We start from the raw sequence: 20,269 nt of genomic DNA, 5'->3' as shown, positions 1-20,269 counted from the left end.
CGGCCGGCGGGCATCCACCGCCGCCGTTCGCCGGGGACACCGGACGGAACATCGTCGAGAGCCGTGGCCATCCGCCGTGCTCGGTCCCGGAGAACCTCCGGGCGTGCCGGGACGTTGGTGCCGGGCGGCGGGGCGGGAGCCGGGCGGGCTGGAGGAAGCCCGCCCGGCCGGGAGAGCCAGGTGACTACGTGACGTTCACGCCGCCCCAGGCCTTGTCGACCGCCTTGTACTCGGTGCTGTTCGCGCCGTACAGGGCCTTGGCCGCCTTGAGGGTGGCGGTACGGGCCTTGGCGTAGTTGGTGGTCGAGGTCATGTACGTGGTCAGCGCCTTGTACCAGATCTTCTCGGCCTTGGCGCGCCCGATGCCCTTGACGGTGCGGCCGTCCTTGGTCGGGCTGTTGTAGGTCACCCCGCCGATGACCTTCCGCCCGCTGCCCTCGGACAGCAGGTAGAAGAAGTGGTTGGCGATACCGGAGGTGAAGTGCGGGTCGTCTTCGCCGACGCCGCGCTTCCAGTAGTCGTAGGAGTAGCCGTCCTTGCTCGGCTTGTCCATGTAGCGCAGCGGGGTGCCGTCGCCGTTGATGTTGATCTTCTCGCCGATGAGGTAGTCACCGGGGTCCTTGGCGTTCTTGGCGTAGAACTCGACCGCCGTGCCGAAGATGTCGGAGGTGGCCTCGTTCAGCCCGCCGGACTCACCGCTGTACTCCAGGTTGGCGGTGGCGGAGGTCAGCCCGTGGCTCATCTCGTGGCCCGCGACATCGAGCGAGGTGAGCGGGTTCTTGTTGTCCTTGCCGTCGCCGTAGGTCATGCAGAAGCACTCGTCGTCCCAGAACGCGTTCACGTACGCGTTGCCGAAGTGGACGCGTGAGTAAGCGGCCTTGCCGTTGTTCCGGATGCCGTTGCGGTGCAGGACCTTCTTGTAGTAGTCCCACGTCATCGCGGCGCCGTAGTGGACATCCACGGCGGCGGTCTGCGCGATGGTGGGCTTGCCGTTGCCCCAGACGTTGTTGGCGTCCAGGAACTTCGACCCCTTGCCCTCTTCCTTGTGCTTGAGGTTGTAGGTCATGTGGCCACCGCGGGCAGTGTCCTTCATCAGCCACTGGCTGCCGCTCTTGACCGTGCCGACGGTGACCTTGCCGTTGTGCTGGCCGGTACCGGTGCCGGTCTCGACGGCCTCGTAGGAATAGAGCCGGGCGCCGGTGTCGGCGTCGGTGATGACATGCGTGCGGCTCGGGGTGCCGTCCTTCTGCGCACCGCGCACCACGGTCTCGTAGGCGAGCACCGGCTTGCCGGTGGCGGCCCAGATCACCTTGCGGGGCGCGCGCTCGGTCTCGGCCTTGGCGCCGGCCGAGGACTTCGCGGCGCTCAGCGCGGACCGCTGGGCACCCGAGGGGGCGATGGCGGCGCGGGTGTCGGACACCGCGATCTTCGCGTCGGTGGCCTTGGTGACACCCTCGGAGGAGCCGTTCGCGGACTGGTGGACGACCAGGTCGCCGCCGAGCACGGGCAGCCCGTCGTAGGTGCGCTCGTAGCGGGTGTGGATGGCGCCGTCGGCGTCCTTGACCACATCGCGGACGACGAGCTTCTCCTTGCCGCCGAGCCCGAGGGACCTGGCGGTGGACACCGTGGTCGCGCCCGCCTCGCGGAGCAGCTCGGCGCGGGCCGAGGCGGAGAGCGTCAGGGTCCGGGCGCCGGTGGCGGTGGACTTCGGGGTGGCCGCGTCCGCGGAGCCGGTGGTGAAACCGGCGGCGAGGAGGGAGGCGGCGACGGTCGCCGCTCCGGCGGCGAAGGCGGTACGGCGTCTGCGGCGGGATCTGCCGGATATGACAGACGTCGAGCGTGAATCCACGCGTTTCTCCTGTTGTCAGGGGGAGTTGGACGGCATGACCGCCCAACGCGGCAAAGATGTGACTTTGCTGTGAAGAAAACATACCGGTGCCCGGGGCGAATGCCCCGGGCACCGGCTAAGTGCTTTGCGCAACTCCGCTTGTTTTACTTGACGTTGACCCCGGTCCAGGCGGCGGCAACGGCCTTGGACTCGGCACCGTCGGCGCCGTACAGGTCGTTGGCGGCCTTCACGGTCGCCTCACGGGCGGCCTTGTAGTCCGTGGTGGAGGTCATGTACGTGGTGAGCGCCTTGTACCAGATCTTCTCGGCCTTGTCGCGGCCGATGTTCTCGACCTTGGAGCCGTCCGCGGTCGGGCTGTCGTACTTGACGCCGTTGATCTCCTTGGCGCCGCTGCCCTCGGACAGCAGGTAGAAGAAGTGGTTGGCGACACCCGAGGAGTAGTGCACGTCCTTGTCGCCGACGTCGGCGGACCAGTTGTCCGCGGACTGGCCGTCCTTGCTCGGCTTGTCCATGTAGCGCAGCGGGGTGCCGTCGCCGTTGATGTTGATGGCTTCGCCGATGAGGTAGTCGCCGACGTCCTTCTCGTTCTTGGCGGAGAACTCCACCGAGGTGCCGAAGATGTCGGAGGTGGCCTCGTTGAGGCCGCCGGACTCACCGGTGTACTCCAGACCGGCGGTCTTGGAGGTGACACCGTGCGACATCTCGTGCCCCGCGACGTCGAGGGCGGTCAGCGGGGCCTTGTTGCCCTCACCGTCGCCGTACGTCATGCAGAAGCACTCGTCGTCCCAGAAGGCGTTGACGTAAGCGTCGCCGTAGTGGACCCGGGAGTACGCGCCCTTGCCGTCGTCGGCGATGCCGTTGCGGCCGTGCACGTTCTTGTAGTAGTCCCAGGTGGCGGCGGCGCCGTAGTGGGCGTCGACGGCCGCGGTCTGCGGGTCGTCGGCCTTGCCGTTGCCCCACTTGTCGTCCTCGTCGGTGAACGCCTTGCCCTCGCCGTCCTCCTTGTTCTCGAGATTGGTGGTCTTGTGGCCACCGCGGTCGGCGTCGGTCAGGGTGAAGCCGCTGCCCTCCTTGGAGGTGCCGAGCTCCACCGAACCGGAGTACTGGCCCTCGCCGCTGCCGGTCTTGATGCCCTGGAACTCGTAGAGCTTCTTGCCGGTGGCGGCGTCGGTGATGACGTGCAGCTGGTTGGGCGTGCCGTCCTTCTGGACACCGCCGACGACGGTCTCGTACGCCAGCACCGGCTTGCCGGAGGCGGCCCAGACGACCTTGCGGGGGGTCTCGGCGGCGGCCTTCTTGCTGCCGTCGGCCTTGGCCAGCTTGACCGCGGACGTGGCCGCGGTGGTCGGCGCGACCTCCGCGGAGGTGGTGGCGACCTTGATGGTGGCCTTGGTGGACTTGGTGACGCTTCTGGCGTCATCACCCTTCTTGCCTTCGGCCTCGTGGACGATCAGGTCGCCGCCGAGGACCGGCAGACCGGCGTAGGTGCGGTCGTACCGGGTGTGGACGGTGCCGTTCTTGTCCTTGATGACATCCTTGACGACCAGCTTCTCCTTGGCGCCCAGGCCAAGGGCCTTGGCGGTCTCCACCTTGGTCGCGTTGGCGTCGCGCATCAGCTCGGCACGGGCCGACGCGGTCAGCTTGGCGGGCAGTGCCCCGGCGCGGACATCGTCCCCGGCGGGTGCGGCACCGGCCGAGCCGGTGGTCATTCCGGTGGCCAGCAGGGCCGCCGCGGCGACCGCGGCACCGGCGGCGATGGCCGAACGGCGCTTTCCGCGGCCGGATATGGGCATGGTGAACGTCTTGCTCACGCGAAACTCCTCATTGCTGTGGGGGGTCAGCGCCGGGCAGCGGGGAAGTGCGGCCCGGTGCTGAACAAGAGGTGCAGGTGCGTAATGCCTCGGCAGACTGTCATACAAGTCGAGGACATGTCACGGGTTTGGCGACAGGTCGGCCGGAAAATGTTCGTTGAATGTTGATCATTCTCCGGATACCGGATTCAACGGGGCAGGCCGCGCCCCCCGTTCGCCGCGGCGCTGGGGGCGCGAAGGGGCGCGCGGGGGCTCGGTTACGGCCAAGCGGGCGTTCCCCGGCGGCTGTCGGGCGCCAAGTGGGGGGCGCGCGGCGCACAGGGAGGCGCCGCCAAGGGGAGTCGGGTCACCCCTGGCGGCGCCTGCTGTGTGGGAAGGGTCACACCCTCATCGGTCGCGGCTCGCGCCGAAGCACCGTCAGAAGGTGAGCTTCCAGCTGTTGATGTAGCCGGAGTCCTGCGCGTACACGTCCTGCACCTTGAGCTTCCAGGTCCCGGACGCGGCCTCGGACGAGGCGTCGACCGTGTAAGTGGTCTTCACATCGGCCGCCGAGTCCCAGATGCTGGAGTCCTTCAGCCGGTACGCGGTGCCGTCCGGGGCGACCAGGTCGATCACCAGGTCACCGCGGTAGCTGTGCACGATGTCCACGGCCACCTTCAGGCCTGAGGAGGCGTTCCCGGCCCGGCTCACCGCGATGGGCGAGGTGACGGCCGCGCCCGCGTCCGGAATGGCGACGTCGGTGGTGTTCTCGAAGACGCTGCCACCGCCGGAGGTGTTCACGGTCCAGGTGAAGGACGCGGTACCGGTCTTGCCCTGGGAGTCGGTCACCGTGACCTTCACCGCGCTGGATCCGGTGGCGGTCGGGGTGCCGGAGATCAGACCGGACGAGGAGTTGATCGACAGGCCGGCGGGCAGCCCGGTGGCGGAGTAGCTCAGCGCGCCCGCGTTGGAGCTGGTGGCCTTGATCTGGAGGCTGACCGGCTGGTTCACGATGCTGGTCTGGTCGCCCGGGCCGGTGACGGAGACGCCGTCGGCGATCCGGGTGCCGACGTTGACCCCGGCCCAGGCGTTGGCCACCGCGTTGTACTGGGCGCTGCCCTGGCCGAACAGCTCGCCCGCCGCCCACAGGGTGGCGTCACGCGCGCCCGCGTAGTTGGTGTTGGAGGTCATGCGCTGGGACAGCGCCTTGAACCACACCTTCTCGGCGTTGGCCCGGCCTATTCCGGTCACCGGGACGTTGTCGTAGGTGGGGCTGTCGTACTTGACGCCGTTGATCTCCTTGGCCCCGCTGCCCTCGGACAGCAGGTAGAAGAAGTGGTTGGCGATACCGGACGAGTAGTGCACGTCCACATTGCCGACCCCGGAGTACCAGCTGTCCTTGGAGGCCCCGTCCTTGCTGGGCTTGTCCATGTAGCGCAGCGGGGTGCCGTTGCCGTTGATGTCGATCTTCTCGCCGACCAGGTAGTCGCCCGGGTCCTTGGTGTTGTCGGCGTAGAACTCGACGGCGGCGGCGAAGATGTCGGACGTGCCCTCGTTGAGGCCGCCGGACTCACCGCTGTAGACCAGCTTGGCGGTGGCCGCGGTGACGCCGTGCGTCATCTCGTGCGCCGCCACGTCGATGGAGGTGAGCGGCTTGGCGTTGCCCTGGCCGTCGCCGTAGGTCATGCAGAAGCAGCTGTCCTGCCAGAAGGCGTTGACGTAGCCGCTGCTGTAGTGGACCCGGGAGTACGCCCCGACCCCGTCGCCCCGGATACCGGAACGGCCGTGGACGTTCTTGTAGTAGTCCCAGGTCTCGGCGGCGCCGTAGTGCGCGTCCACCCCGGCGGTCGCGGCGTCGGAGCTGGTGCCGTCGCCCCACACGTCATCGGCGTCGGTGAAGAGCGTGCCGGTGCCCGAGGTACCGCGGTTGAGGTTGTACGTCTTGTGGCCGCCGCGGCCGCTGTCGGTCAGGTTGTACGATCCGGAGCCGCCCGAGGTGCCGATGGTGACCTGACCGCTGTACTGGCTGTTGCCGGTGCCGTTCTGGACGGCCTGGTACTGGTAGAGCTTCTTGCCGGTGGTGGCGTCGGTGATGACGTGGAGCTCGTTGGGGGTGCCGTCCTCCTGGAGGCCCCCGACCACGGTCTCGTACGCCAGGACGGGAGTGCCCTGCGCCGCCCAGATCACCCTGCGCGGGGCGCGGTCGGCCTCGGTCTTCCGCGAACCCTGCGCGTTCGCCGCCGTGACGGCGGCCTTCTCCGCACCGGCGGCCTTGACGGCGGCGCTCGTGGTGGGAACCTTGACCCGGGCCTTGGTGGACTTGGCCACCGACCGCACCGCACCGCTCTTCGCCCGGTCGATGACCAGGTCGCCGCCGAGCACCGGAAGTCCGGCGTAGGTGCGCTCGTAGCGGGTGTGGGTGGTGCCGTCGGCGTCCTTGATGACGTCCCGGACGAGCAGCTTCTCCTCGGCGCCGAGGCCCAGGGTCCGGCTGGTGGCACCGGTGGCGGCCGCCGCCTCGCGCAGCAGCGCGGCACGCTGGGCGGGGGAGAGCTTGACCGGCAGGGCGCCCGGGTCCGCCTTGGCGGACATGGTCCCGGCGGCGGGTGCGGAACCCGAGCCGTCCGGGCGGGCGGACGCGGTGCCGGTCTGCACACCGACGGCGATCATCGCGGCGGCGGCGACCAGCGCGCCGGTCGCGACGGCATGCCGTCCGGGTCCGCGGGAACCGGGTCTGAGCTGCCGATGGGGGAGTGATCTCACGCTGACTCCTTCTGCGCTGGCCGCGCGATGGCGCGGCCGGGACGACCGGGCGGCTGGGTCGCCGTCCGGGCAGGGCGAGGCAGAACAAGCAGATCTTGTCGGTGCTGTGGGGGGTGGCTGTCTTCGGTACAGCGACAGACGGTGGGACTGCTGTCTCTCAGCCGAGGGAAGAGTCCCACCGATCCATTCAACCTGTCAGGGTCGCGACAAAGATTGACCGGAAAGTGTCCGTTGACACATGTGCTGCGTCCGTATTTCGGAGGACCTGGTGTTATTCCGGACGTCTGGGGAGACGGTGGGATGTCAGGGGCACCTCCTCACATCACCGGCATGACCCCTCCCGTGAACCCGATCGACGAACCCCCGCACTCCCTCACCGATCCCGGGCAGACGCTCCACGCCTACCTCGACTACTTCCGGGGGGTGATCCCGCACAAGCTGGACGGGCTCTCCGAGCGCGAGCTGCGCACCAGCCGGCTGCCGTCCGGATGGACCCCGCTGGAGCTGCTGTGCCATCTGACCCATGTCGAACGGCGCTGGCTGCGCTGGGGATTCCTCGGGGAGCCGGTGGACGACCCGTGGGGCGACCGCGGTCCGGACGACCGCTGGCACGTCCCCGAGGAGATCTCGCCCGATACGGTGCGGGCCCGGTTCGAGGAACAGTGCGTCTGGTCACGTGCGGCCGTCGCGGGCATACCGCTGGAGCGGCGAGCCCGCACCGGGGGCCGCTTCGCCACCGAGGCCGACGCCCCGTCGCTGGGCTGGATCCTCTTCCACCTGCTCCAGGAGTACGCCCGCCATGCCGGGCAGCTCGACGTGGCACGGGAGCTGGCCGACGGCGCCGTCGGCGAGTGACGACGAGCCCCGGCGGGGCCCGGGCCCGGCCCGGGCTCAGGCGGACGGCGCCGGGGCGTCGCCGTGCCAGGAGTGCCGGTCAGCACCGCCACCACGGATACCTCCGGGGCCGCAACGGTCGGGGGTGCCCGGCTCGCCGTACGCGTCCACCGCGCTCATACGAGACTGTCCCGCCACGCCTGGTGCAGCGCGGCGAATCTGCCCTCGCCGGAGATGAGTTCGTCCGGTGCGCCGTCCTCGACGATCCGGCCGCCGTCCATCACCAGCACCCGGTCGGCGATCTCCACGGTGGACAGCCGGTGCGCGATGACCACGGCGGTACGGCCGCGCAGCACCGTGTGCATGGCGTGCTGCACCGCCCGCTCGCCCGGGATGTCGAGGGAGGAGGTGGCCTCGTCGAGGATGAGCACCGACGGATCGGCGAGCAGGGCGCGGGCGAAGGCCACCAGCTGACGCTGGCCCGCCGAAATCCGGCCACCGCGCTTGCGGACGTCGGTGTCGTAGCCGTCGGGCAGGGCGGTGATGAAGTCATGGGCGCCGATCGCCCCGGCCGCCCGCTCGACCTCCGCGCGGGTGGCGTCCGGGCGGCCGATCGCGATGTTGTCGGCCACGGTGCCGGAGAACAGGAACGCCTCCTGCGTCACCATCACCACCCCGCGGCGCAGCTCGGGGGTGGCCAGCGCGCGCAGATCCACACCGTCCAGCAGCACCCGCCCCTCGGTGGGGTCGTAGAACCGGGCGAGCAGTTTGGCCAGGGTGGACTTGCCCGCGCCGGTGGCGCCCACCACCGCCACCGTCTGCCCGGCGGGCAGGGTCAGCCCGAAGCGGGGCAGCACCTCGCCGCCGGTGCGGTAGGCGAAGCGCACCGCGTCGAAGACGACCTCCCGGCCGGGGGCGTCCGCCGGGCGCGGCGGCAGCGGCACGGGGGCGGCGGGCTCGGGGACGGAGGGCCGCTGGGCCAGCAGACCCGCGATCTTCTCCAGCGAAGCGGCCGCCGACTGATAGGAGTTGAGGAACATCCCCAGCCGGTCGATCGGGTCGTAGAGCCTGCGCAGATACAGCGCCGCCGCGGCCAGCACACCGAGCGCGAGCCCTCCGGAGGCGACCCGGTAGGCACCCCACAGCACGATCGCGGCCACCGCCGTGTTGGCCACCAGCCGGGAGCCGACCACATAGCGCGCCATCTCCAGGATGGCGTCGCCGTTGGCCCGCTCATGGCGGTGGTTGAGCTCGCGGAAGCGGGCGTCGTTGGCGCGCTCGCGGCGGAACGCCTGCACCGGGCGGATGCCGTTCATGGTCTCGGTGAACGCCACGATGACCGCGGCGATGGCGGTCGACCGCTTGCGGTACACCCGCATCGAGCGGCGCTGGAAGGAGCGGATGAGCAGATACAGCGGTCCGAAGGAGAGCACGGCCGCGCCGCCGAGACCCCAGTCCAGGTACAGCAGTGTGAGGGAGATGTAGACGGCCGACAGCGCGACGCCGAGCAGCTCCTCGAGACCCTCGTTGAGCAGTTCGCGCAGCGACTCGACATCGGTGGTGGCGCGCGAGATCAGCCGCCCGGAGGTGTAGCGCTCGTGGAAGTCCACGCTGAGCACCTGGGCATGGCGGAAGATCCGGCCGCGCAGGTCCAGCAGCACGTTCTGGCTGATCCGGGCGGAGGAGCGGATGAACGCGTACTGGAGGGCGCCGGAGGCCAGCGCACAGCCCAGATAGCCCGCGCCCACCGCGAGCAGCGGCCCCCGGTCGCCGTCGCGGAAGGCGGGCACCGCGCGGTCGATGGCGTACGCCACGAGCAGCGGACCGGCCTGCACGGCCGCCTGCTGGAGCAGCAGCAGAACGGTGGTCAGCCAGACACGGGGGCGGTGCGGGGCGAGCAGTGAGCGCAGCAGCGCGAACGAGGCGCCCTTCGGGGCGGGCAGCACATCGCGGTCGAACGGATCGCCCCCGGGCCGGTCCCCGCCGCCGCCCGCGGGCGCGGCTCGTTCGCCACCGCCCTCCTCGTCGTCCTCGGCCGTCGGCGGGCCCGTCGCGGTCGTGGTCATCGGTCCTCCTCCCCCTCCTCACCCTCGTCTCCGGACATCAGCGACCGGTACTCGGCGCTGTCACGCAGCAGTTGCTGATGGGTGCCGACGGCGGCGATCCGGCCCCCGGAGAGCAGGGCGACCCGGTCGGCGAGCAGCACGGTGGAGGGGCGGTGGGCGACGACGAGCGCCGTCGTGGTGGCCAGCACCTGCCGCAGCGCGGCCTCCACCAGCGCCTCGGTGTGCACGTCCAGAGCGGACAGCGGATCGTCCAGCACCAGGAAGCGCGGGCGGCCGACCACCGCGCGGGCCAGCGCGAGCCGCTGCCGCTGTCCGCCGGACAGGCTCAGCCCCTGCTCGCCGACCTGGGTCCGGTCGCCCTCCGGCAGGGAGTGCACGAAGCCGGCCTGGGCCACCTCCAGGGCGCGCAGCAGATCGGCCCGCTCCGCGCCGTCCGCGCCCATCAGCACGTTCTCCCCGGCCGTCGCGGAGAACAGGGTGGGCTCCTCGAAGGCGACGGCCACCAGCGCGCGCAGCTCCTCGCGGGGGAGGGCGGTGATGTCCCGGCCGTCGAGGGTGATCCGGCCGCGGGTGGGCTCCTGGAGCCGGGGGACGAGGGCGGTCAGCGTGGTCTTGCCGGAACCGGTGGCGCCGACCAGTGCCACGGTCTCGCCGGGGCGGATGTGCAGATCCACTCCGCGCAGCACGGGCGGGGCGTCCGCGGGCGCGTCGGCGTAGCCGAACTCCACGCCCTCGAAGCGCAGTCCGCCGCCGGACCGGTCCCGCTGCCGGGGCAGCACGGGCCCGGCGGCGGGCGCGGGCCGGTCGGCGGCCGCGGCCGGGACCTCGTCCAGCACCTCGAAGTAGCGGTCGGTCGCGGTGGCCGCGTCCTGGCTCATCGCGAGCAGGAAGCCGAGCGACTCCACCGGCCAGCGCAGCGTCATCGCCGTGGACAGGAAGGCGACCAGCGTGCCCGCCGACAGCTCGCCGTCGGCGACCTGCACCGTGCCCAGCACCAGCGCCGTGCCGATCGCCAGCTCCGGCAGCGTCATGATCAGCGCCCAGATGCTCGCCAGCAGCCCGGCCTTGCGCAGCTCGGTCGAGCGGACGCCCTCCGACAGCGCCCGGAAGGCGCGGGCCTGGCTGCGGTGGCGGCCGAAGCCCTTGACGATCCGGACACCGAGCACCCCCTCCTCGACCACCGTCGTCAGATCGCCGGTCTGGTCCTGCACGGCGCGGGCAACGGTCGCGTAGCGCTTCTCGAAGTACGAGCAGAGGATCACCAGCGGCACCGCGGGGACCACCAGGACCAGCCCCAGCGTCCATTCCTGCGACAGCAGCAGTGCGAACCCGGCCAGTACGGTGACCCCGTTGACCACCAGGAAGGTGAGCGGGAAGGCCAGGAACATCCGCAGCAGCATCAGATCCGTGGTGGCGCGCGACAGCAGCTGACCGGAGGCCCAGCGGTCGTGGAAGGAGACCGGCAGCCGCTGGAGATGGCGGTACAGCCCGGCGCGCATCGCCGCCTCGACGGACGCCAGCGGCCGCGCCACCAGCCAGCGCCGGAGCCCGAACAGCCCCGCCTCGGCCACCCCGAGCGCCAGCAGCAGGGCGCCGCCCAGCCACACCCCGCCCGGATCGCGGTCGGCGACCGGCCCGTCCACCATCCACTTCAGGACCAGCGGAATGGCCAGCCCCAGACAGGACGCCACGATCGCCACCGGGACCGCCGTGAACAGCCGCGCCCGCACCGGGCGCACATACGGCCACAGCCGCAGCAACGAGCGCGTGGCGGAGCGGCGCCGCGGGGCGGCACCGCTCTCCTGGGCCCGGGGTCGTTCACTGGTGGTTGCCATCAGGACCGAGGTTACGGTTCGCCACTGACAGCTCTCACTCGGTTTTTTGACGTAGGTCCGGGGTCCGGAGGGCGCGCAGCAGCAGCACCGAGCGTTCCGGAAGCCCGAGCGGAGCGCCCGCCGGATGGCGGGTGCGTGGGGGCGCGGTCTGCTCCTCGCGCGCGGTGTCCAGCAGGAGTTCGTACTCCGAGGCCCACGGCGGGCCGGGCAGGGTGAAGGGGAGCGGCTCCGGTCCCGCGTGCAGCAGGGCGAGGAAGCTGTCGTCGCTGACCGGACCACCGCGCGGATCGCGCTGCGGGAGGTCGCGGCCGGAGAGGTAGACCCCCAGCGCGGTGGTCGGCGCGTACCAGTCCGCCTCGGTCATCTCGGTGCCGCGCGGGGTGAACCAGGCCAGGTCGCGCACCCCGTCGGACGGCCGGGCCCGGCCGGTGAAGAAGACGGGGCGGCGCAGCACCGGATGGGCGCGGCGCAACCGGACCAGCCGGGCGGTCAGTTCGGTCAGTGCCGCCCAGCCGGGGTCCTCCAGCAGCGACCAGTCCACCCATCCGGTCGTGTTGTCCTGGCAGTACGCGTTGTTGTTGCCGCCCTGGGTGCGACCGAGCTCATCGCCCGCCACCAGCATGGGCACCCCGGTGGACAGCAGCAGGGTGGACAGCAGGTTGCGCAGCTGGCGGCGGCGCAGCGCGCACACCTCCGGATCGTCGGTCTCGCCCTCGGCGCCGCAGTTCCAGGAGCGGTTGTCATCGCTGCCGTCGCGGTTGCCCTCGCCGTTGGCCTCGTTGTGCTTGCGCTCGTAGGAGACCAGGTCGCGCAGGGTGAAGCCGTCGTGGGCGGTGATGAAGTTGACCGAGGCGTACGGGCGGCGACCACCCCATCCGTATAAGTCGCTGGAGCCGGACAGCCGGTAGCCGAGGTCGCGGACATCGGGGAGCGCACCGCGCCAGAAGTCGCGGACCGCGTCCCGGTAGTGATCGTTCCACTCGGCCCACAGCGGGGGGAACGCGCCCACCCGGTAGCCCCCCGGTCCCACGTCCCACGGCTCGGCGATCAGCTTGACCCGGCGCAGCACCGGGTCCTGGCCGACGGAGGACAGGAACGGGGCGAGCATGTCGACGTCCTGCACGGTGCGGGCCAGCGCGCTGGCCAGGTCGAAGCGGAAGCCGTCCACTCCCATCTCGGTCACCCAGTAGCGCAGCGAATCCGTGATCAGCCGCAGTACCTGCGGCCGCAGTACGTGCAGGGTGTTGCCGCAGCCGGTGACATCCGCGTAGCGGCGCGGATCCGGCTGGAGGCGGTAGTAGCCGCGGTTGTCGACACCGCGCAGCGAGAGGGTGGGCCCCAGCTCACCGGCCTCGGCGGTGTGGTTGTAGACGACATCGAGGATCACCTCGATCCCGGCGTCGTGCAGGGCGCGCACCATCCGCCGGAACTCGTCCACCTGCTGACCGCGGGTGCCGGTGGCCGCGTAGGCGGCGTGCGGGGCGAAGTAGCCGATGGTGTTGTAGCCCCAGTGGTTGCGCAGACCCCGGCGGAGCAGATGGTCCTCGTGGGCGAACTGGTGCACCGGCAGCAGCTCGACCGCGGTGACCCCGAGCCGGGTGAGATGCTCGACGGCCGCGGGGTGGGCCAGACCGGCGTAGGTGCCGCGCAGCTCGGGCGGCACGGTGGGGTGGCGCATGGTGAAGCCGCGCACATGGAGCTCGTAGACGACCGACTCGTCCCAGGGGATGCCGGGGCGGTGGTCCTCCGCGGCGCCGCCCCCGTCGCCGACGACCACCCCCTTGGGGACGTACGGGGCGGAATCGCGGTCGTCACGCACGGTGTCGGCCACCTGCTGCTGCGGCCAGTCCCGCACATGTCCGTAGACCTCCGGGGGGAGCGCGAACTCGCCGTCCACGGCGCGTGCGTAGGGATCCAGCAGCAGCTTCGCCGGATTCCAGCGGGCCCCGGTCCATGGGTCCCAGCGGCCGTGGACGCGGTAGCCGTAGCGGCGGCCGGGCAGCACACCGGGCACGAAGCCGTGCCAGATGCCGTGGGTCTGCTCGGAGAGCGGGCAGCGGCTCTCGCCGCCGTCCTCGTCGAACAGACACAGTTCGACGGCCTCCGCACCGCCCGCCCACAGCGCGAAGTTGGTGCCCGGCACCCCGCCCGGCCCCTGGCACACCCGTGCCCCCAGCGGCTCCGGGCCGCCGGGCCACGGCTCCGGGCCCGCCGCCGGGACGGTGCGCGGGGCGGGCAGCGCGGTGGGCGCGGCGGGGCGGCCGCCCGCGAGACCGCTGGGCGCCGCCGTGGCCGTCGCGCGGTGGCCGGGCACACCGTCGTACACGGCGGCCGGATACGGTGCCGGGCCCGCCTCCGGCTCCGGAGGCCCACCCGGCGCCGTCTCCTGCTCGGCTGCTTTGGACACATCGGCCTCCGGCGGCTCGCGGCTCGCCCGCCCCGCCCCGGCCGGGGCACGGCGGGCAGCGCCTCATGACGGGCCGGCGGCCCCGGCGGCGTCCCGTGCCGCGCGGAAGTGCCCCCGCCCTCGGAGCTGTTCTGCCCGCAATACCGGCGGTGCTCACGTGTCCGGTGCGCAACGAGGGCGGGCCCGGACCGGCCCCTCGCCGGTGACCGCTCCCACCTGGGACTGAACCGTAACCATCGCGGGGAGTTCACTGTCACTGCCGTGTGGTTACCTGTCGCCATGCGCGCCTGCGCGGATGAGTTCGGGGCCGCCGCCGGGAGCGCGGCCAGGGGGAGGGAGAGCTGTTGTGACGGTGCGGCCGATATCGGGGGCGGGGACGGCGCGGGGCCGCGGTGGCCTGCTCGCGCTGGTGCTCGGTGCGTTGCTGGTTTTGGTGACCGCCTGCGGCGGAGGCGGCGGCTCCGGTGACGGGGACAAGGACAAGGACGGCAAGGGCGGCGGCAGCAAGCCGTCGCGGGCCCAGGTGACGATCGCGCCCAAGGACGGCGCGAAGGACGTCGACACCCATGGCGAGCTCAAGGTCACCGCGGCCCGGGGCACGCTCACCTCCGTCACCGTCAAGGACACCGACGGCAAGCGGGTCAAGGGCGAGATCACCAAGGACGGGAAGAGCTGGCGGCCCGAGGCCCATCTCGGCGCGGACACCCGCTACACGGTGGACGCGGTCGCCAAGGACTCCGACGGCCGTGCGGCCACCCGTCACGCGAAGTTCACCACGCTGCGCCCCAAGGAGACCTTCGTCGGGATCTACACCCCGGAGGACGGTTCGAAGGTCGGCGTCGGGATGCCGGTCTCGCTCCGCTTCAACCGCGGTATCACCGACCCGGCCGCGGTCGAGAAGGGCGTCGAGGTCAGCGCCTCCCCGTCGGTGCCGGTCGAGGGCCACTGGTTCGGCAACGACCGGCTGGACTTCCGTCCCGAGAAGTACTGGAAGCCCGGCACCAAGGTGACGCTGCGGCTGAACCTCGACGGGGTCGAGGGCCGTCCCGGGGTCTACGGCGAGCAGAAGAAGACGGTGACGTTCACCATCGGCCGCAGCCAGGTCTCGGTCGTCGACGCCAAGTCCAAGAAGATGAAGGTCAAGCGGGACGGCAAGACCATCAAGACCATCCCGATCACCTCCGGCGGTCCGGGCAACGAGACCTACAACGGCAAGATGGTGATCAGCGAGAAGCTCAAGGTGACCCGGATGGACGGCGCCACCGTCGGCTACGACGGGGAGTACGACATCAAGGACGTTCCGCACGCCATGCGGCTGTCGACCTCCGGCACCTTCATCCACGGCAACTACTGGGCGGGCCGCCCGACCTTCGGTTCCGCCAATGTCAGCCACGGCTGTGTCGGCCTCTTCGACCAGCGCGGCGGCGGTGACCGCTCGACCCCCGCGGCCTGGTTCTTCCGTGAGTCGCTCCTCGGTGACGTGGTCGTCGTGAAGAACTCCCACGACACCACCGTCCAGCCGGACAACGGCCTCAACGGCTGGAACATGTCCTGGGAGAAGTGGAAGAAGTAGTCCGGCCCCTCCGCTCCGCCCGGCCCCGGCCTCGCCGGTTCGCGTTAGCCGGCGCTAACCTGCGCCCATGACTGTGAACCTCGAGGTTGCCGACGGCGTTGCCACCTTCCGCCTGGACCGCCCCCCGATGAACGCGCTGGACATCGCCACCCAGGACCGGCTGCGGGAGCTCGCCGCCGAGGTGACCCGCCGCGACGACGTCCGCTCCGTGGTCATCTGGGGCGGGGAGAAGGTGTTCGCGGCGGGCGCGGACATCAAGGAGATGCGGGAGATGGACCACGCCGCGATGGTGGCCCGCTCCGGCGACCTCCAGGAGTCCTTCACCGCCATCGCCCGGATCCCCAAGCCCGTGGTCGCCGCCGTGACCGGCTACGCCCTCGGCGGCGGCTGCGAGCTGGCGCTGTGTGCCGACTTCCGGATCGCCGCGGAGAACGCCAAGCTGGGCCAGCCCGAGATCCTGCTGGGACTGATCCCGGGCGCCGGCGGCACCCAGCGCCTGTCCCGGCTGGTGGGCCCGTCCAAGGCGAAGGACCTCATCTTCACCGGCCGTCAGGTCAAGGCCGACGAGGCGCTGGCCATCGGTCTGGTGGATCGGGTCGTCCCGGCCGAGGAGGTCTACGAGCAGGCGCACGCCTGGGCGGCGAAGCTGGCCCAAGGGCCGGCCATCGCGCTGCGCGCGGCCAAGGAGTCGGTGGACCGTGGCCTGGAGACGGACCTCGACACCGGGCTCACCATCGAACGCGGCTGGTTCGCCGGGCTGTTCGCCACCGAGGACCGGGAGATCGGCATGCGCAGCTTTGCCGAGGACGGTCCCGGAAAGGCCAAGTTCTCCTAAGGACCGAGCAGTTCCGCTCACCGGACCGGGCGATGCCCTGGGCGCGCATGCCCCGTGCGAGCGAATTTTCTTCGCCATCGATCGACGGCCGGATGGCTGGTTCCGGTACGCTGGGTGATCACGCGGATGCGCGGTGATATCGCTGGTCAGACAGGGCGTTATGCCCCTCTGGCTGCCATTGGCATATGTCGGATCCGGTTTGTGGAGCCTCGGGCTCCGGTGTTCGGAATCCCATGGTTCCGCCCCGGACGCCCTTGTGGGCGGCCATGATGGGGGGCATGGCGGGCTTGGAGGGAATGGAGCAGCCGCGGCAGCGCACGGGGACGGCTGCGGTCCGGCGGATGCCGTCCGTCGACGAGGATCGGGCTCTCGAAGCGCTCGAGCTGTTCGGTGACCCTACGGCCGAGGAGGTGCGGCTGCCCTCCCTCCCGGAATCCGCGGGCGCCGCCCGCCGGTTGGCCGCGTACGTGGTGGTGCGCGAGTGGGGTCTGGCGTCCCAGATCGCCGAGTACACCGTGCTGCTCGTCTCCGAACTCGTGGGGAACGCGGTCCGGCACACCGGTGCCCGTACCTTCGGTCTGCGGATGCTGAAGCGGCGCGGCTGGATCCGGGTCGAGGTCCGCGATCCCTCGCGCGGGCTGCCGTGTCTGCTGCCGGTGGGCGATCTCGACACCAGCGGGCGCGGGCTGATGCTGGTGGACCAGCTCTCCCAGCGGTGGGGGGTGGATCTGCTGCCGTGCGGCAAGTCGACCTGGTTCGAGATGCGGGTGAACGACGCCGGCTGACGGGTGGGGCTGACCGATGGCGGTCCTGGCCGGGGGCGGCCCTGAGGGTGGCGGCCCTGAGGATGGCCTTGAGGGTGGCCGAATGTCGACCCTTCAGGTGTCCGGATCGTGGACGCGGAAGAGGCCCCCGGGTCGTCCTGTGGGGACGAAGCAGGGGGCCTCTCCGGCCCCGGTCCGCGGGGAAAGGGGTGTGTCCGCGGCATCCGGGTGAACGACCTGGCCCGGGTCAATGGGGGTCGCGGCCCCGACTATCGCAGAGACGGTAGAGCACTTCCAAGCCAATCCAAGGTGAGCTGTAACACTTGCCTTGTTAATGCCAGGTAGAGTGGCCCTTTTCCTTCGTTGTCCACTTCTGGCCGATGAATTTCCACTGGTCCAGACCGTGACGCGCGGACTTTCTTTGCCCTCCGGTCCTTGGCATGGCCCTGCCGAGCCCCCACCATGGAACCGCGCTACGCGCGTCACTCCCCTCCTGTGACACCCCCATGCGCATATCACCCCCCTGTCCCGGCTACGCATTCGGGAGCCCCCCATGGAAGCGCACGGCCGCACCCCCAACCGCCGCACTCTGCTCCGCTCGGGCGCGTTAATCGCGACCGCGTCCCTCGGCGCCGCCGCCACCGGCGCCGCCCACGCCACCGACACCAACTCCACCGGCAAGCGCCGCCGTCGCGCCGCCGCCGACTATCCCCCCACCCACTGGATCCCGGCCAGCAGCTCCAACTACCGCGTCTCGGACCGCCCGACCTCGTATCCGATCGAGTTCGTGGTCATCCATGTGACACAGGAGACGTTCCAGGACGCGATGAAGATCTTCCAGGACCCGGCCAAACAGGTCTCCGCGCACTACATGGTCGCCTCGGCCGACGGCTACATCGGCCAGTTCGTGCGCGAGAAGGACGTCGCCTGGCACGCGGGCAACACGGACTACAACAACCGCAGCATCGGCATCGAGCACGAGGGCTGGGTGGACCAACCCGAATGGTTCACCGACGAGTTGTACGCCTCCTCCGCGGCCCTCACCGCCGCCGTCTGCGACCGCTTCGCCATCCCCAAGGACCGCGCGCACATCATCGGCCACAGCGAGGTCCCCGGTGCCGACCACACCGACCCCGGTCCGCTGTGGGACTGGGACCGCTACATCGACCTCGTCAACGGGGTCTGACCGACGTCCGTGAACGGGGGCCGTGCCCGGCGGCCGTGCCCCACGGCCGCCGGGGCGCCGACCGCGGACCGCTAATCTGTGCGGGTCAGACAGACCCACGAAAGGGGCGGAACAGGTGGCGGACATCGAGGCGGCGCGCAAGGCGTTCGAGCGGTTCGACCTCAACGGCGACGGTCAGATCACCGCGGCCGAGTACACGAGCGTGATGGCGCAGCTGGGTGACCCCTATGTCACCGAGCCCGTCGCCCAGGCCGTCATCAACGCTCATGACGGCAACGGTGACGGACTGCTCACCTTCGACGAGTTCTGGGCAGCCCAGAGCAAGGACAAGTGACCGGGCCGCACGGCGGCGCGGCGGGCGTGTCAGCGCCACCCGCGCCGCTGTGCGCTCGCCCGCCGTCTGTGGTCGTTGCACAGCAGACAGCGGCCGTAGCCGGGCGGCAGCGGATCGTCCGGATCCCCGTACAGCGGATCGACGGCCCCGCGCGGATGCTCCGCGCAGCCGGTGGTACCGTGCTCGGCCGTGAGCGCCCCGGCCGCGGCCAGCGCCCGGCGCAGGGCGTCGGTGAGCAGCTCGGTCTCCCGCCCGGAGGGCGCGGCATCGAGCGCGAACGCGATGTCCGAGGCGGTGGTCAGCGCACTGCGGAGTTCGCGCAGATCTGCGTAACTCATACCGGGCAGCGTAGGCGCGCCCACTGACAGCGGCCGGTGCCGGGCGGTCCTACACCTCGCTGTCCTCGCGCAGCGGCCGGTCCTCCTCGTCATCACCGCCCAGGTCCTCGAGCGCATGCGCCACCCGGCTGACCGTGGCCCACGTCCTCAGCGCGGTCTTGCTGGAGAAGTCCGCCACGTCCTTGTCGAGCGGGTGGTCGGTGTACTGGTGGATCCGCCACTTCGCCTTGATGCGGGGCTTGCCGGCCGTCACATAGTCCGCGATCCACAGCCCGTCCCCGGCGTAGGACGTGGTGTCGTGGGTGAGCCAGAACGTGCGGTTGCAGTACAGCATGACCCGGTGGGTGGGGCGCAGCTTCTTGACCTCCCGGATGAACCGGTCCTTCTCGGCGTTGCTGGCACGGGTGCCCGAACCGGTGGTCTCCCAGTCCACGGCGAGCAGATCGTGCTGCTTGGACGCGCACTTCTCGACGAAGTAGCGCGCCTGCGCCGCGATGTTCCCGGGCCACAGGAAGTGGTAGAAGCCGACGACGCACCCCGCCGAGCGGGCGCGGGCCGCCTGGGACGACTGCTTGGGGTTGATGTACGACCGTCCTTCGGTGGCCTTGATGAAGACGAAGGCCAGCCCGTCCGGGTCGAAGCTGGACTGGTGCGAACTCACGTCGATGCCGTGCAGCATGGTGCCTGCCTCATGGGGGAGGGTGTGGGGAGAGGGTGCTGTTCTTGTCATGCCCGCTCCAGGACCCTATGCAACGGGATGCGGGAGTGCGTATCTCGCTTGCGCGAACGAATGAGTTTGCCGGGAAGAGCAACAACGCGCTGCGGCGGCATGATAGGAGGCAGGTCGGCGGTTCTCCGCTCCCCGGCTCGCCTCACGTCACGTGAGTTATCAGAGTTCTTTATGTGCACTCGTGGACGCCCATCGGCATGTGTTGAATGAACGTGCCCGGAGGCCAATTGGGGGTCGACGGGTGCTTTCTTGTTCCCTATGACGTGAGCGGAGTAAAGGCTATGCGCAAGGTTTTGAATGTGGCCGCTGTGGCTCTCGCCGGAACGGCTCTCGCGGCCTCCGCCGGGGTGGCCACGGCCGCGACCCCGTCGGCGTCCGCCGCCGTGCCCAGCTGTGTGGTCGCCGATGAGCAGTACATGGGCACGGTCTGGGTGAATCTCACCAACAACTGCTCCTCGCAGCAGCGGGTGAAGGTCGTGTACAAAGACCGGGTGGACGAGACGTGCTACGTCCTGAAGCCGGGCGGGACCGCCACCAGCCGTCTCGCCTTCAACTTCTCGCACTTCGACCGGCTGATCAGCTGCTGACAGCACTGATCTGAGCGGTGGTCCCAGCGGGCCCGCCACGTCCTTGGGGGGACGTGTCGGGCCCGTGCTTCCTCCATGGGGCGGCGGTGAAAACGTGTCCCAGTTCCCCTCAACGGCGAGGTGAAACCAACGGAATTCCGGGGCGTGATCTCTGGAATGGGGGGCACTCGTCGTGTCGGAGGTTGATAAATATGGTTCCCCTGCTTGTGGTTCTTCTGCTCGCTCTGCTTCTCTTCGGCGCGGGATTCGCGCTCAAGGCACTGTGGTGGATTGCGGTTATCGTCCTCGTCGTGTGGCTGCTCGGATTTGTTGTCCGCACGACCGGAGCGGGCGGCCGCCGGAGCCGGTGGTACCGCTGGTAGCCGTGGCCGGCGGCGG

16 protein-coding genes are annotated in these 20,269 nt (G+C 70.5%); 8 read left to right on the top strand and 8 right to left on the bottom strand.

The genetic code is table 11. From position 1 onward, the window contains the following. Positions 1 to 184: 184 nt before the first annotated feature. The 3 genes from HUT19_RS12510 to HUT19_RS12500 all read right to left on the bottom strand — a co-directional run bounded on the left by HUT19_RS12510 (position 185) and on the right by HUT19_RS12500 (position 6,309). Complete coding sequence (locus HUT19_RS12510) at positions 185 to 1,849, bottom strand: M4 family metallopeptidase (RefSeq protein WP_176180548.1); 1,665 nt, start codon at positions 1,847 to 1,849, stop codon at positions 185 to 187. 143 nt (positions 1,850 to 1,992) lie between these two features. Further along, on the bottom strand, positions 1,993 to 3,642 hold the full coding sequence (locus HUT19_RS12505) for a M4 family metallopeptidase (protein ID WP_176186798.1): 1,650 nt from the start codon (positions 3,640 to 3,642) through the stop codon (positions 1,993 to 1,995). Between the two features lie 435 nt (positions 3,643 to 4,077). Further along, positions 4,078 to 6,309 carry a M4 family metallopeptidase gene (locus HUT19_RS12500; RefSeq protein ID WP_176186796.1) on the bottom strand — a complete coding sequence of 744 codons (2,232 nt, stop codon included), beginning with the start codon at positions 6,307 to 6,309 and terminating at the stop codon, positions 4,078 to 4,080. Positions 6,310 to 6,732: 423 nt separating this feature from the next. On the opposite strand from HUT19_RS12500, the gene HUT19_RS12495 reads away from it, so the two are divergent. Further along, positions 6,733 to 7,257, top strand: coding sequence for a DinB family protein (locus HUT19_RS12495; RefSeq protein WP_176180547.1), 525 nt, complete (start codon positions 6,733 to 6,735; stop codon positions 7,255 to 7,257). Between the two features lie 155 nt (positions 7,258 to 7,412). Here the strand turns inward: HUT19_RS12495 and HUT19_RS12490 are convergent, their stop codons facing one another. The 3 genes from HUT19_RS12490 to glgX are packed head-to-tail and all read right to left on the bottom strand — an operon-like array spanning position 7,413 to position 13,376. After that, entirely contained in the window at positions 7,413 to 9,302 is a 1,890-nt protein-coding gene (locus HUT19_RS12490; protein ID WP_176180546.1) for an ABC transporter ATP-binding protein, read from the bottom strand. Beyond that, positions 9,299 to 11,137 carry an ABC transporter ATP-binding protein gene (locus HUT19_RS12485; RefSeq protein ID WP_176180545.1) on the bottom strand — a complete coding sequence of 613 codons (1,839 nt, stop codon included), beginning with the start codon at positions 11,135 to 11,137 and terminating at the stop codon, positions 9,299 to 9,301. The genes HUT19_RS12490 and HUT19_RS12485 overlap by 4 nt, the downstream gene beginning before the upstream one ends. Before the next feature lie 34 nt (positions 11,138 to 11,171). Continuing rightward, on the bottom strand, positions 11,172 to 13,376 hold the full coding sequence (gene glgX / locus HUT19_RS12480) for a glycogen debranching protein GlgX (protein ID WP_254886157.1): 2,205 nt from the start codon (positions 13,374 to 13,376) through the stop codon (positions 11,172 to 11,174). Positions 13,377 to 13,890: 514 nt separating this feature from the next. On the opposite strand from glgX, the gene HUT19_RS12475 reads away from it, so the two are divergent. From HUT19_RS12475 to HUT19_RS12455, 5 genes are all read left to right on the top strand, one after another. After that, the gene (locus tag HUT19_RS12475; protein ID WP_254885548.1) at positions 13,891 to 15,117 is read left to right on the top strand and encodes an Ig-like domain-containing protein; all 1,227 of its coding nucleotides are present in this window, start codon (positions 13,891 to 13,893) and stop codon (positions 15,115 to 15,117) included. Between the two features lie 67 nt (positions 15,118 to 15,184). Beyond that, positions 15,185 to 15,952 (top strand): enoyl-CoA hydratase/isomerase family protein, encoded by a 768-nt coding sequence (locus HUT19_RS12470; RefSeq protein WP_176180543.1) that lies wholly within the window; start codon positions 15,185 to 15,187, stop codon positions 15,950 to 15,952. 278 nt (positions 15,953 to 16,230) lie between these two features. Then, positions 16,231 to 16,737, top strand: coding sequence for an ATP-binding protein (locus HUT19_RS12465; protein WP_176180542.1), 507 nt, complete (start codon positions 16,231 to 16,233; stop codon positions 16,735 to 16,737). A gap of 532 nt (positions 16,738 to 17,269) precedes the next feature. Next, positions 17,270 to 17,902 carry an N-acetylmuramoyl-L-alanine amidase gene (locus tag HUT19_RS12460; RefSeq protein ID WP_176180541.1) on the top strand — a complete coding sequence of 211 codons (633 nt, stop codon included), beginning with the start codon at positions 17,270 to 17,272 and terminating at the stop codon, positions 17,900 to 17,902. Between the two features lie 115 nt (positions 17,903 to 18,017). Further along, positions 18,018 to 18,236, top strand: coding sequence for an EF-hand domain-containing protein (locus tag HUT19_RS12455; RefSeq protein WP_176180540.1), 219 nt, complete (start codon positions 18,018 to 18,020; stop codon positions 18,234 to 18,236). Positions 18,237 to 18,265: 29 nt separating this feature from the next. On the opposite strand, the gene HUT19_RS12450 is transcribed toward HUT19_RS12455, so the two are convergent. Continuing rightward, positions 18,266 to 18,574, bottom strand: a complete 309-nt coding sequence (locus tag HUT19_RS12450; protein WP_176180539.1) for a hypothetical protein — start codon at positions 18,572 to 18,574, stop codon at positions 18,266 to 18,268. Between the two features lie 49 nt (positions 18,575 to 18,623). Beyond that, positions 18,624 to 19,253 (bottom strand): glycoside hydrolase family 25 protein, encoded by a 630-nt coding sequence (locus HUT19_RS12445; RefSeq protein ID WP_176186792.1) that lies wholly within the window; start codon positions 19,251 to 19,253, stop codon positions 18,624 to 18,626. A gap of 332 nt (positions 19,254 to 19,585) precedes the next feature. On the opposite strand from HUT19_RS12445, the gene HUT19_RS12440 reads away from it, so the two are divergent. Then, positions 19,586 to 19,891, top strand: coding sequence for a hypothetical protein (locus HUT19_RS12440; RefSeq protein WP_217712258.1), 306 nt, complete (start codon positions 19,586 to 19,588; stop codon positions 19,889 to 19,891). Positions 19,892 to 20,082: 191 nt separating this feature from the next. Then, positions 20,083 to 20,253, top strand: coding sequence for a hydrophobic protein (locus tag HUT19_RS42970; RefSeq protein WP_254885547.1), 171 nt, complete (start codon positions 20,083 to 20,085; stop codon positions 20,251 to 20,253). The last annotated feature ends 16 nt before the right edge of the window (positions 20,254 to 20,269 follow it).

It is taken from the genome of Streptomyces sp. NA02950 (assembly GCF_013364155.1).
GTDB lineage: Bacteria > Actinomycetota > Actinomycetes > Streptomycetales > Streptomycetaceae > Streptomyces.
Note: the sequence above shows the minus strand (reverse complement) of the source record. Positions and strands in the feature narration are given on the sequence as shown.

What these genes read in the sequence shown, in the direction of transcription:
- HUT19_RS12505 (WP_176186798.1), bottom strand. Translation starts at nt 3,642, where the DNA reads ATGCCCATATCCGGCCGCGGAAAGCGCCGTTCGGCCATCGCCGCCGGT.
- HUT19_RS12500 (WP_176186796.1), bottom strand. Translation starts at nt 6,309, where the DNA reads ATGATCGCCGTCGGTGTGCAGACCGGCACCGCGTCCGCCCGCCCGGAC.
- HUT19_RS12495 (WP_176180547.1), top strand. Translation starts at nt 6,733, where the DNA reads ATGACCCCTCCCGTGAACCCGATCGACGAACCCCCGCACTCCCTCACC.
- HUT19_RS12490 (WP_176180546.1), bottom strand. Translation starts at nt 9,302, where the DNA reads ATGACCACGACCGCGACGGGCCCGCCGACGGCCGAGGACGACGAGGAG.
- HUT19_RS12485 (WP_176180545.1), bottom strand. Translation starts at nt 11,137, where the DNA reads ATGGCAACCACCAGTGAACGACCCCGGGCCCAGGAGAGCGGTGCCGCC.
- HUT19_RS12470 (WP_176180543.1), top strand. Translation starts at nt 15,185, where the DNA reads ATGACTGTGAACCTCGAGGTTGCCGACGGCGTTGCCACCTTCCGCCTG.
- HUT19_RS12465 (WP_176180542.1), top strand. Translation starts at nt 16,231, where the DNA reads ATGGCGGGCTTGGAGGGAATGGAGCAGCCGCGGCAGCGCACGGGGACG.
- HUT19_RS12460 (WP_176180541.1), top strand. Translation starts at nt 17,270, where the DNA reads ATGGAAGCGCACGGCCGCACCCCCAACCGCCGCACTCTGCTCCGCTCG.
- HUT19_RS12450 (WP_176180539.1), bottom strand. Translation starts at nt 18,574, where the DNA reads ATGAGTTACGCAGATCTGCGCGAACTCCGCAGTGCGCTGACCACCGCC.
- HUT19_RS12445 (WP_176186792.1), bottom strand. Translation starts at nt 19,253, where the DNA reads ATGCTGCACGGCATCGACGTGAGTTCGCACCAGTCCAGCTTCGACCCG.
- HUT19_RS12440 (WP_217712258.1), top strand. Translation starts at nt 19,586, where the DNA reads ATGCGCAAGGTTTTGAATGTGGCCGCTGTGGCTCTCGCCGGAACGGCT.
- HUT19_RS42970 (WP_254885547.1), top strand. Translation starts at nt 20,083, where the DNA reads ATGGTTCCCCTGCTTGTGGTTCTTCTGCTCGCTCTGCTTCTCTTCGGC.